The sequence below is a fragment of the Winogradskya humida genome (assembly GCF_016862215.1).
GTDB lineage: Bacteria > Actinomycetota > Actinomycetes > Mycobacteriales > Micromonosporaceae > Actinoplanes > Actinoplanes humidus.
Window position 1 is genome coordinate 1 of sequence record NZ_BOMN01000047.1, and the last position, 11,681, is coordinate 11,681.

Below are 11,681 nucleotides of genomic sequence, written 5' to 3' on the forward strand. Positions count from 1 at the left end.
GGCCTGTTCACAACTGAGGCCGGGCTGCGGCGGGCCCAGATCCCGCCTGACCACGTCCCGCGAAAGCCCAGATACAACACCGGTATCAGGGCTTCCACGGGCCGCGCCCAGCCGAAATCTGGACTCCGCCTCGCTCCGACCCCAGTTATGAACAGGCCCTAGAACGGTTCCGCGGTGATGGAGCGCAGTGACTTCAGGGTTTCGTCGACAAAACCGGTGAGGGGCTGATCGTCGGGGGCCGCGAGCCAGCGTTCGATGGCGACGTTGAAGGCTGTGACTGCGATGCGGGCGGCGACGGTGGCGGTCAGGTTGTCGAAGCCCCGGGTCTGGAAGCCATCGGTGATGGCCTCCCACATGGCGGAGAGTTTGCGGAGTTCGCGTTCGCGGAGGCCTTCGTCGGACTGGACGACTGCCTGGCGGGCTTTGAGGCGGGCGCGCTGGCCCTCGAAGGCGGTGGCGGCCATGGTGTGCAGGCCGTGGGCGATCAGGGCCATCGCGGTGAGGCCCGGCGGGGCTTCGGCCACCATGCGGGCGACCTTCGCCGGGTATTCGTCCTCGCCCGCGAAGAGGACCTCACGCTTGTCGGCGAAGTGGCGGAAGTACGTCCTCGTGGTGAGGCCGGCCCGGGCGGTGATCTGCGGCACGGTCGTCTCGGCGAAGCCCTGCTCGGTGAAGAGCTCGAGGGCGGCCTTCTCCAGGCGTTCGCGCGCGTCAGGTTGCCATCGAGCCATCCACCCAGTCTAGGAAGTGACGTCCTTGCGGGTGAAGCGGTAGAAGGCGACGGACCAGAACAGGGTGGCGTAGCAGATCGCCGAGATGGCGCCCTTGACGACGTCGTCGGTCTGCATCGGGGTGGAGAGCAGGCCCAGCCAGGCGTCGCTGTAGTGGGTGGGCAGGAAGTTGCGGATCGAGCCGAGGGCGGTGATCTGGTCGAGGATGCTCGACAGGATCCAGAGCAGGACCGCGCCGCCGACCGCGCCGAGGGCGGCGTCGGTGACGACGGACAGCAGGAAGGCGAGGCCGGCGACGCCGAGCAGGACCACGGCGAGGTAACCGAGGATGCCGAGGAGCCGGAGCACGCCTTCGCCCGCGGGGATCTCCGCTGACACCGTGCTGCCCAGGGGATGCCAGCCGTAGCGCAGGGTGCCCACGAGCAGGGCCGTGGTGGCCAGAGTGAGCAGCGCCGTCAGGGAGTAGCCGAGCGCGACGATGAGCTTCACGCCGAGGAGCCGGGCCCGCGGCACGGGGATGGCCAGCAGGTAGCGCAAGCTGCCCCAGCTGGCTTCCGAGGCCACGGTGTCGCCGCAGAACAGCGCGACGACGACCACCAGCAGGAAGCTGGCCGAGACGAAGATGCTGAACAGCGCGAAGTTCAGCCCGCCCGACGTGGCGAGGTCGTTGAGCGATGAGAACGCCCCGCCGCCGTTGTTGTCATCGTCGCCCCCGCCGAACTCGAAGGCAATGAGGATGATCAACGGCAGCAGGACCATGAAACCAAGGGCCAGTTGGGTACGCCTCCGGCCCGCCTGCCGCCTGATCTCCGCCCGGATCGGCAGAGTGGCAGCGGGGCGGTAGCCCGCGGCTGGGGCCTCTGAAACGGTCATCGGTCGCCACTTCCTCGCGAGTTGTCGCCCACCAGGGCCAGGAATGCGTCTTCGAGGCGTCGGCGGGGCATGATCCGGTCCACGCCGATACCGGCCCTGACCAGGGATGCCACCACCTCCTCGCGGGGTGTGCCGTTCATGTCGACGATCAGGTGCGAGTCGCCGTCGGGGGTGACGCCGCGGACGTTGAGCCCCTCCAGGACCTTCGAGGCGGCGGCCACGTCGGAGACGCCGAGCTGGACCGAGGGGGATTCGCCGACGATGTCGTCGACCGGGCCGGCGGCCACGATCCGGCCCTTGTTGACCACGACGGCGTGGGTGCAGGTCTGTTCGACCTCGGCGAGCAGGTGGCTGGACACGAGGACCGCGCGCCCGTCGGTGGCGTAGCGCCGCAGCACCCGGCGCATCTCGGCGATCTGCGGCGGGTCGAGGCCGTCCGTCGGTTCGTCGAGGACCAGCAGGTCGGGAAGGCCGAGCATGGCCTGCGCGATGGCGAGCCGCTGCCGCATGCCGTGGCTGTAGTTCTTGGTGCGGCGGTGCACCGACTCACCCAGCCCGGCGATCTCGAGCGCCTCGTCGAAGCGGGCGTCGGCGACCGGGCGGCCGGTTGCCTGCCAGTAAGCCTTCAAGTTCTCGTAGCCGCTGAGGTGTGGCAGGAACCCGGGGCCCTCGACGAGCGCGCCGACCCGGGACAGGATCGGCGCCCCGGGCACGAGCGGCTGGCCGAACACCAGTGCGTCCCCGGAGGTCGGCATGGTCAGGCCCATGAGTACGCGCAGCGTGGTGGTCTTGCCCGCGCCGTTGGGGCCGAGCAGACCGACGACCTGCCCGCGTTCGACCCGGAAGGCGACCTTCTCGACCGCCACGAACCCGTCGTCGTACGCCTTGCGCAGGTCACGCACGATCAGCGGCGTGTCGGCGTACTCGTCGACCTTGGCGGGAGTGCGTCGGCGGGTGAGCAGCACGGTCAGGACCACGCCGGCGACGATGACCAGGAGCACGCCGAGCAGGACCCACCGCCAGATGACCTGCGGGTTGGCGATCGGCGTGCCGACCACGGTGGGCACCGTGAGGGTGGGTTCCACGGCGACGGTGTAGACCGTGGGCGTGGCCGGGGTGAAGAACGCCTGGTCGGACGTGGCGACCACCACGCGTACGGTATGCCCCTGATCGATGCGCCGGACGATCGCCGGCAGCGTCACGGTGACCGGTTGCGCAGCGCTGATCTCGGCCGGCAGGCCGGTGAGCCTGACCGGCGCGATCAAGCCGCCGCTCAGCGTCTCGGCCCCGGTCGGGTCGACGTCGTAGAGCTTGACGAACACGGTCGCGGAGCCGGTCGGCGACGCGACGCGCAGCTTGACGCTCGGCGCGCCCGCCACCTCGATCGCGCTGGTCAACGGTGTCGAATCGAACGTGGCGTGCTGGCCGGCGAGGTCACCGGCGGCGCCACCGAGCAGCGAGCTGAGCTGACCGCCGACACCCGGCAGCGACGAGAGCCCGGCCGGGTTGCCGTTGGGCGGCGCGGCGATGCGCTGCGCGGCGCCGGTCACGGACAGCGAAGTGCTCCCGGTCCCGGACAGCCCGGGGTAACTGGGATCGGAGTAACCGTTGGTAACCAGGCCCCGGTCGAGCGCGCTGAACCCGGCGACCCGCGAGTAGGTGAAGCTGTTCGAGGGTGCCGCGCCCTCGCCCTTCACGTAGTGGTCGAGCCACTGGGCGGTCAGCGCGTGGGTCCGGTCCTGGTCGGTCTGCGGCCCGTCGCCGCCGTCGTGGCCACCGGTGAACCAGGCGACCCGGACCGTGGTGCCGGTCGCGGCGATGCCCTTGGCGTTGGCGTCCGCCTCGGAGAGCGGGAAGAGCGTGTCGACCTCGCCCTGGATCAGCAGGGTCGGTGCCTTGATCTTGTCGAGCACCGAGGCCGGGCTCGACTTCGCCAGTAACGCCGTCGTGGCGGCGTCCGGCGTGCCGGATGTCGCCATCTTCAGATACGCGGCGCAGACATCCGCCGCGAAACGCCCGCAGGCAGGGTCGGAGCCTCCGGAGGAAGAACCGAAGAACAATCCCGCCCAGCTCTTCTTGAAGACTCCCGAGGGGAAGAACGACGTGGTCAGGTCGTTCCAGGTGATCAGCGGGACGATCGCGTCGACCCGCTGGTCCACGCCGGCGAGCATCAGCGCCAGCGCGCCACCGTAGGAGCCGCCGACCACCCCGACCCGGGGGTCACCGGCCGCGTCGGTCCGCACCGACGGCTGCGCGGCGAGCCAGTCGAGCAGCCGCTGCGCGTCCTTGACCTCGTAGTCCGGGCTGTCCAGGTGGATCTCGCCGCCGCTGCGCCCGAAACCGCGGGCGGTCCAGGTCAGCACGGCGTAGCCCCGGTCGGCGATCGACTCGGCGTCGTCGCTGACGGACTCCTTCGTACCCCCGAATCCGTGCGCGAGCAGCACCGCCGGAACCTTGTCCGAGTGGTCCTTCGGCAAATAGAAACGGGTGTCGAGGGTGATCGGCTCGGTGCCCGAGGGCCCGGAGTTCACCGTGATCATCCGGTCGGTGGCGGTCCAGGAGTGCCGTTCGGGCAGCGCGGCCCAGGTCACCAGCGCGGCCACGAGCACGAGGACCACGCCACCGGCCACGGCCCGCCGCCGCGAGAGGCGGGGCAGGGCACGGCGCAGCCGGGTCGTCAGGGCAGACATGCGGGCAACGCTATCGGCGTGCCGCTGAGCATGAGCTGTGAACCGTCAGCAGCCCTGCTGATCGGTGAAGTAGAACTGGACCGTCTGGGCCTCGCCGACCATGATCGCGGCGACCTTGCCGTTGTCGATCCGGAACAACAGGGCGTTCTTGCCGTCGACGGTGTACCAGGCGCTCGCCCCGATCCAGTCGTCGAGCTGCTTACCCTTCGGATACAGGGCCTTGACCTGGTCGTACGTCGTGCCGACCTTCGCGCCGGCCTGCGTGCTGACCGCCGTGCTCGTCACGGTGACCCGCTTGAGCTTGCCGTCGCTGAACGCCAGCGCGGGCGTGTCGTACTTGCTCAGCCCCGCACTCGTCGCGCAGTCGCCCTTCTTCGTGACCTTGCCGACAAGCTTCGCCGAGGAAAGATCCTTCTGCCCGACCCCGATGAGGTACGGCCCAAGCCCACCCGCCGCAAGCACCTCCGACGACCCCTTGCCCACCGGAGCCTGCCCCTTCTTCGCCCCCGGAGCAGCGGATTCGGGCACCTCGGAGCTCGGCGCCGCCGACGACGCGGCCGGATCGGGGTTGACGAAGGCCCCCGCGTCCTTGTCGTCGTCCTTGGAACACGCGGCGACCCCGAGCAGGGTGATCGCAGCAACGGTGACTGCGGCGTAACGGTGCCTCATAGCGGTGAGCCTCCCCGGCTGGGCTGACGGCGATAGCGTGTCAACCTAGCCCCAAGCATGTCCCAGGCCGAATGGAAGGCTCGCCGGTGCCCGACGACCTCACGCTGACCGTGCACGAACGACCCGGGCAGCTTCCCCGCCGCGGCATCGTCCGGCTGCATCCGGAGGTGATGGCCGCGCTCGCCATCAATCCCGGCGATCCACTTCGGCTCACCGGGCGCCGGACCACGGCGGGTGTGGCGGCGCGGGCCGACGCGGGGGCGAGCCGCGCGGCGCTCTACGCCGACGATCTGACCATCGGCAACCTGCAGCTGCGCGATGGCGACGAGGTGACCGTGACGCCGCTGCCCGTGGTCGCGGCCCGCTGGGTCACGCTCGCCGGTCCGCCGGAGATCACCGCGGTGGTGACCGGGGAGATGCTGCGTCTGGCCCTGCTGGGCAAGGTCGTGACGGCCGGCGACGACGTCTCGCTGCTGCCGCAGGACGTGCTGCCGCAGGCCGGGCATCGCGCGCTGATCGACGGCGTCCGCCGGAGCCTGGCCAACCGGGTGGGCTATCTCTGGACCAGCCAGCTCCTGCAGGTGGTCGAGGTCGAGGACGCCGAGGGCGCGCTGGTCACGATGGACACGGTGGTTGCCTGGCAGGGCACCAGACTCTCATCGGTACGCCCGGAGCAGCCGGTCGCCGTAGTTCAGCAGCAGCAGCCGGCCTCCACCGATCCTGAAATGCCCCCGCCGAGCATCGACGACCTGCCGGGGCTGCGGGCTCAGGCGCAGGAGCTGACCGAGCTGCTCGACCTCGGCTTCCACCATCGCGAGGTGCTCAACCGGCTGGGCACCACGGTCTCGCTCGGCGTGCTGGTCACCGGTCCGGCCGGTTCCGGCAAGTCGGCCCTGGTCCGCGCGGTCGCCGCCGGGGTGGGTGCGGAGGTCCGCTCGGTGTGGGCGCCGGAGCTGGCCGCGCTGACCAACGACTCAGCGGCCACCCGCCTGCGTGACCTGGCCCGCGACCTCAAAGCCACCGAGCGCGGCGTGCTGCTGATCAGCGATGTCGAGGCGCTCGCCCCGCGCGAGGATCCCGGCCCGCTCGCCACCGTCTTCCGCCAGGTGCTCACCGATCTGGTCGGCTCCGGCGCGGCGGTGGTCTGCACGACGAGCCGCCCCGAGTCCGTCGACACCTCACTGCGCGCGCCCGACCTGCTGGCCGTGCAGCTCGCGGTGCCCCTGCCGGACACGTCCATGCGCAACGACCAGCTGCGGGTGCTGACCAGGGGGATGCCGCTGGCCGAGGACGTGCGGCTGGACGATGTGGCCGGCCGTACGCCCGGCTTCGTCGCCGCCGATCTGGGTGCGCTCGCCCGCGAGGCCGGGGTGCACGCGGCCCTGCGGCAGAAGGAGACCGAGTCGCCGACCGTGGCGATGGCCGACTTCGAGGCCGCGCTCGACGTGGTCCGCCCGACCTCGATGGCCGACTCCACGCTGGAGGTCGCCCACGTGACCCTCGACGACGTCGGTGACATGACCGAGGTCAAGGAGGTGCTCACCGAGTCGGTGCTCTGGCCGCTGACCTATCCGGACACGTTCGCCCGGCTCGGGGTGCAGCCCCCGCGCGGGGTGCTGCTCTACGGCCCGCCCGGGTGCGGCAAGACGTACCTGGTCAAGGCCATCGCGGGTACGGGTAAGGCGAACGTGCTCTCGGTGAAGGGCGCCGAGCTGCTCAGCAAGTGGGTCGGCGACAGCGAGCGCGCCGTCCGCGAGTTGTTCCGCCGGGCCCGGGAGGCGGCGCCGACGCTGATCTTCCTGGACGAGGTGGACGCGCTCGCCCCGACCCGCGGCCAGGCCACCGACGGCGGGACCACCGACCGGGTGGTGGCAGCACTGCTCACCGAGCTGGACGGCGTGGAGGCGTTGCGCAACGTGGTGGTGATCGGCGCGACGAACCGTCCCGACCTGATCGACCCGGCGTTGCTGCGCCCGGGCCGGTTGGAGCGTCTGGTCTTCGTGCCGCCGCCGGACGGTGAGGCCCGCGCGGCGATCCTGCGCGCGTCCTCCAAGTCCGTGCCGCTGGACGAGGCCGTGGACCTGGACGCGCTCGGCGCCGATCTCGAGGGCTTCTCGGCGGCGGACTGCGCGGCGCTGATCCGCGAGGCGGCGCTGGCGGCGATGCGTCAGTCGCTCGACGCCACGACCGTGACCGCTGATGATGTGGCGAGCGCGCGCAAGCGGGTGCGGCCGTCGCTCGATCCGGTGCAGGTCGCGTGGCTGGAGGCGTACGCGTCAACGCATTCAGGGGGTTGATCTTCGGCTAGCGCCGGCGGGTGCGGGCCCGGGTTGATCGCAGGCGCCGGAGCCGGCCGATCAGCACCGGGTCGTGCTCCAGCGCCGCCGGGTTGTCGAGCAGCCCGTTGAGCAGCTGGTAGTAGCGGGTCGACGACAGTGCGAAAGCGTCCCGGATGGCCTGCTCCTTGGAGCCGGCGTGCTTCCACCACTTCTGCTCGAACGCGAGGATCTGCAGCTCACGGTCGGTAAGGGCGGGCGCGGGCTCCTCGCCCTCGCGGGGGGCAGGAACGTGCTGCGACTCGGTGGAGGCGTCGTGCTGTGGCTCGGTGGAGGCTTCGGGTTGCAGCTCGGTGGAGGCGTCGGGTTGCATGAGGATTCCTCGCAGGTGGTCGGCGAGCGCACACGAAAGGGGGACCGCCGTAATCCTCGCAGCCGACGATCCCCCGCGCGCGCCTTCCAGGGCAAATTACTTCACGTGATGTCGCGGCTACGGATAGTCCATAGTGCGATTCCGACCACGACCACCAGCAACGCCGCCAGTCCGCCACCCGCCGCGGGCCAGTTCACAATGAGCTCGTCCGGGGTGCAGCCGCCGTTCCCCGAGAAGTTGCAGGAGTTCCAGTCCGTGACCGTCGCGGTCTTGTTCATCCAGGCCGTGCCCCAGGTCGTCGCCAGCACGACCTCGGCGAAGCCGACGTTCGCCATGGACAGCACGATGTAGAGACCGAACTGGAGCAGGACCACCACGCCGACGGCGACACCCATCGCCACCGCGGTGTGCCGCCCGATGGACGCGAGCCCGAACCCGATCGCCCCGGCGGCCAGCACGACGGCCAGACCGCGCAGCTCCATCAGCAGGATGGACTGCCAGGCACCCGAGGTCATCGAGTCGAGCGAGCCGCGCAGGCCGGCGATCAGGGCGAACGCGCCGGTCCAGGCGGCCGAGAGCAGCACGGTGAGCCCGGTCAGGGCGACGAGCAGGGCGCCGAGTTTGGTGCCCAGCACCTGCAGCCGCCGCGGCCGCCAGAGCAGCAGGTTCATCATGCCGCCGCTGGCCCATTCGGCGCCCACGAAGGACGCTCCGATCACGAACGCCGCCACCGCGACGATCGCAGCCATCGCGGTGATCATGTTCGGGAACTGCTCGCGGAAGTCGAACGTGGCCGGCATGTACCACGCGGCCTGGAAGTCCGACGTCTGCGGCTGGTAGACGTCGTCGCAGCTGGGCGGCCAGTTGGACGCGTCCGGCGTACCCTGGGCCGCCACGCAGGTCTGCTTGTCCTGCGCCGACTGCCGGACCGCCGCCTGGTATTCGCTGTCGGCCTTCGCCTGCGCCGCGGCGACCGTCGCCGGGGTGTTCTTCTCGTTGGCGAAGAACATGCCCACCGCGATCGCGATGAGGACGAGGACCACGCCGCCCAGCAGGAACTTCGTGAACCGGCGCTTGCCCAGCCGCCGCGTCTCCGCCGTGTAGAGGCTCATCGTCCCCACCCTCCGGCCTGCGCCATCACCGTCTGATCCACCTGGCGGTTCGAGCCCTCGACCGGCGCGGTACCGGTCAGCTCGAGGAACACGCTCTCGAGGTCGGCGGTGACCGGGCTGAGCTCGCTCACGTAGACGCCGCGCTCGGCCAGCGTGCGGGTGACCGCGCTCGGCTGGGCCAGCCCCGAGACCATCAGGTGATCCGGCTCGACGACGACCTGGGCGCCGGCGTCCCGCAACGCTGCCGCCGACGAAGTGAGGTCGGAGACGGCTTCCAGGCGTACGCGTAGCGAAGTGGAAGCATGCGTGGCAAGCACCTCCGCGACCGAACCCGCAGCGACCCGCCGCCCGGCCGCGATGATCGTGACGGAGTCGCAGATCAGCTGGATCTCGCCCAGGATGTGGCTGGAGAGCAGCACGGTCATCCCGCTCTCGGCGAGACCGGCCATCAGCCCGCGCATCTCCCGGATGCCACCCGGGTCGAGCCCGTTCGCCGGCTCGTCCAGGATCAGCAGCTTCGGGTTCTTGAGCAGCGCGGACGCGACCGCCAGCCGCTGCTTCATGCCCAGCGAGTAGGTCTTGACCCGGTCCTTCGACCGGTCCCGCAGACCGACCAGTTCAAGGACCTCAAACACCCTGGTCCTGGGTACGCCGCCCGCGTCGGCAAGAAGCGACAGCGTGTCCTGAGCGGAGAAGTTCCCGAAGAACTGCGGGCTCTCGACGATCGCGCCGACCGAGCCGGCGACCTCGGGCAGTGCCTGGGGCACCTCCCGGCCGAGAATCGCCATGCGGCCGCCGTTGGGCCGGATCAGCCCGAGCAGCGTACGCAGCGTGGTGGTCTTGCCGGAGCCGTTGGGGCCGAGGAAGCCGTGCACCTGTCCCGCCTCGACGACCATGTCGAAGCCGTCCAGCGCCTTCCGCACCCCCTTCCGGCTGCGGTAGGTCTTCTGCAGACCCGCTATCTCCAGGACGGCACTCAAGCCGGTTCTCCTTGCTCGGTCGTGCTCGGTCGTTGTTCGTTCGACGATGACCTGGGTCACCCTATGCATCCCGCGCCACTGTGCCGAAGTCCCGCGCCGACTCTTGCAAAGACTTCTTTGCAAAGATATCTTTGCATCTGTGGATGACGTTGTTCTCAACCCCGGGGCACTGCGCGGCCTGGCCCACCCGCTGCGGGTCCGGCTGCTCGGCCTGCTGCGCGAGCGCGGCCCCTCAACCGCCAGCAAACTCGCCGAACTGCTCGGCCAGTCCAGCGGCGCGACCAGCTACCACCTGCGCCAACTCGAAGCCCACGGCTTCGTCGAGGACGTCCCGGATCGCGGCTCCGGCCGGGAGCGCTGGTGGCGAGCCGCCCACCGCAGCACCACACTCGACGCGGTCACCGGCCGGGCGGATGTCGGCGCGGCCGAGGGCTACCTGCGAGCCACGGTCTCGGCCAGTTTTCAGCTGGCCGAGGCGGTCATCTCCGAGCTCGCCACGATGCCCCGGCAGTGGCAGGACGTCGCCAGCTTCAACGACACGACCCGGCGCCTGACCCCGGCACAGGCCGCCGAGCTGCGCACTCGGATCAGAGCGGTCCTGGACGACTACCCGCCCCACAACCCCGAGGACGACGACCCGGCCGACGGCAGCGAGCGGGTCTCCCTGCAATGGAACCTGCTGCCCCTGCTCCGCGACCCCGGCCGGCCATGACCCGCCGTCCCCTGATCGGCCTGCTCACCGCCGAGTCGGTGTCGATGGCGGGCAGCCGGGTCTCGACCGTCGCCGTGCCCTGGCTGGTCCTGACCACCACCGGCTCGGCAACCCGGGTCGGCGTCGTCGCCTTCGCCCAGCTCCTGCCGCTAGTCCTGGCCGGCCTGATCGGCGGCCCGCTGGTGGACCGCGCAGGCCCCCGCCGCATAGCCATCGCCGCCGACTCGGTGAGCGTCCTGGCAGTCGGCTCGGTCCCGCTGCTGCACGCCCTCGGCCACCTCTCCTTCGGCGTCCTGGTGCTCGCGATGATCGTCGCCGGGTCCGCAGCCGGGCTGGGCGACACCGCGAAGCACGCCCTCGCGCCCCAGGTGATCGCGGACTCCGGCGTCTCCACAACCCGCGGCGCCACACTCTTCGACGGCATCGGCCGCACGGCGATGCTCGTCGGGCTGCCACTGGGCGGTGTGCTCATCGCCGTCTTCGGTCCCGCCGGGGTGCTGGCCGTCGACGCGGCTTCCTTCGCCTTCTGCGCCGTCGTCGTCGCGACCACGGTCCGACCCCTTCGCCGCCGGGACGCCGCACCCGAGAGCTATCTGGCCGCACTGCGCACCGGCTTCGGCTATTTCCGGCGCGATAGCCTGATCAGCGCCATCGTCGGGCTGCTGTTCTTCACGAACCTCGTCGACCAGGCCTACATCGCCGTCCTCGTGCCCGTGTGGGTACGCGACACCGGCGCCGCGACCTCCACCCTAGGACTTATCGGCGGCGCGTTCGGCCTCGGCGCGGTGCTGGGCAACCTGACCTACCTCACCCTCGCCGACCGCCTGCCCCGGCGTGCGACGTTCGCCATCTGCTTCCTGCTCGGCGGGCCCGTGCGACTCTTCGCCCTGGCGGTCACCGATGACCTGACGGCCGTACTGATGGTGGTGCTGGTTTCCGGCTTCCTCGCCGCAGCCATCAACCCGATCCTGTCCGCCGTCGGGTATGAACGGATCCCTCCTGACCTGCGCGGGCGGGTCCTCGGCGCCATCACGGCGTGCTCCTGGGCGGGCGTACCGGTCGGAGCCCTGCTCGGAGGCCTGACCGTGGAGAGCCTGGGCCTGCACCCCGCCCTGCTGATCGGCGGCGGCATCTACGTGCTGGTCACGCTCACCCCATTCATCCTCCCAACCTGGCGCCAACTGAACCCGGCCGCCGCGTAGAAGCGGCCGGGCTTCACCCGCATCCCCACCGGTGGCAGCGTCCCGACCGGCGGCACGTCCCGA

Annotated in this window: 10 protein-coding genes; 3 read left to right on the plus strand and 7 right to left on the minus strand. The window is 70.7% G+C overall.

Translation table 11 applies throughout. The annotated features are described in order from the left end of the window. Positions 1-158: 158 nt before the first annotated feature. From Ahu01nite_RS19670 to Ahu01nite_RS19685, 4 genes are read right to left on the minus strand one after another with little or no spacing between them, the layout of a single operon-like run. On the minus strand, positions 159-731 hold the full coding sequence (locus Ahu01nite_RS19670) for a TetR/AcrR family transcriptional regulator (protein WP_203838028.1): 573 nt from the start codon (positions 729-731) through the stop codon (positions 159-161). Positions 732-740: 9 nt separating this feature from the next. Then, positions 741-1,604, minus strand: coding sequence for an ABC transporter permease (locus Ahu01nite_RS19675; RefSeq protein ID WP_203838029.1), 864 nt, complete (start codon positions 1,602-1,604; stop codon positions 741-743). After that, a complete protein-coding gene (locus Ahu01nite_RS19680) occupies positions 1,601-4,294 on the minus strand; it encodes an alpha/beta fold hydrolase (RefSeq protein WP_203838030.1) in 2,694 nt (897 codons plus the stop codon). Before Ahu01nite_RS19680 ends, Ahu01nite_RS19675 begins: the two co-directional genes overlap by 4 nt. A gap of 45 nt (positions 4,295-4,339) precedes the next feature. After that, positions 4,340-4,963 carry a hypothetical protein gene (locus tag Ahu01nite_RS19685; RefSeq protein WP_203838031.1) on the minus strand — a complete coding sequence of 208 codons (624 nt, stop codon included), beginning with the start codon at positions 4,961-4,963 and terminating at the stop codon, positions 4,340-4,342. A 71-nt stretch (positions 4,964-5,034) separates the two neighbouring features. Between Ahu01nite_RS19685 and Ahu01nite_RS19690 the strand changes: the two genes are divergently transcribed. Then, entirely contained in the window at positions 5,035-7,260 is a 2,226-nt protein-coding gene (locus Ahu01nite_RS19690) for an AAA family ATPase (protein WP_438874796.1), read from the plus strand. A 7-nt stretch (positions 7,261-7,267) separates the two neighbouring features. Here Ahu01nite_RS19690 and Ahu01nite_RS19695 read toward each other — a convergent pair whose 3' ends face one another. The 3 genes from Ahu01nite_RS19695 to Ahu01nite_RS19705 form a co-directional block, all read right to left on the minus strand. Further along, positions 7,268-7,612 carry a DUF3263 domain-containing protein gene (locus tag Ahu01nite_RS19695; protein WP_203838033.1) on the minus strand — a complete coding sequence of 115 codons (345 nt, stop codon included), beginning with the start codon at positions 7,610-7,612 and terminating at the stop codon, positions 7,268-7,270. A gap of 101 nt (positions 7,613-7,713) precedes the next feature. After that, positions 7,714-8,724, minus strand: coding sequence for an ABC transporter permease subunit (locus Ahu01nite_RS19700; protein WP_203838034.1), 1,011 nt, complete (start codon positions 8,722-8,724; stop codon positions 7,714-7,716). Continuing rightward, on the minus strand, positions 8,721-9,704 hold the full coding sequence (locus tag Ahu01nite_RS19705; protein ID WP_203838035.1) for an ATP-binding cassette domain-containing protein: 984 nt from the start codon (positions 9,702-9,704) through the stop codon (positions 8,721-8,723). The genes Ahu01nite_RS19700 and Ahu01nite_RS19705 overlap by 4 nt, the downstream gene beginning before the upstream one ends. Positions 9,705-9,843: 139 nt before the next feature. Between Ahu01nite_RS19705 and Ahu01nite_RS19710 the strand changes: the two genes are divergently transcribed. After that, positions 9,844-10,416, plus strand: a complete 573-nt coding sequence (locus Ahu01nite_RS19710) for a winged helix-turn-helix domain-containing protein (protein ID WP_239158980.1) — start codon at positions 9,844-9,846, stop codon at positions 10,414-10,416. Continuing rightward, on the plus strand, positions 10,413-11,618 hold the full coding sequence (locus Ahu01nite_RS19715; RefSeq protein ID WP_239158981.1) for an MFS transporter: 1,206 nt from the start codon (positions 10,413-10,415) through the stop codon (positions 11,616-11,618). The genes Ahu01nite_RS19710 and Ahu01nite_RS19715 overlap by 4 nt, the downstream gene beginning before the upstream one ends. The last annotated feature ends 63 nt before the right edge of the window (positions 11,619-11,681 follow it).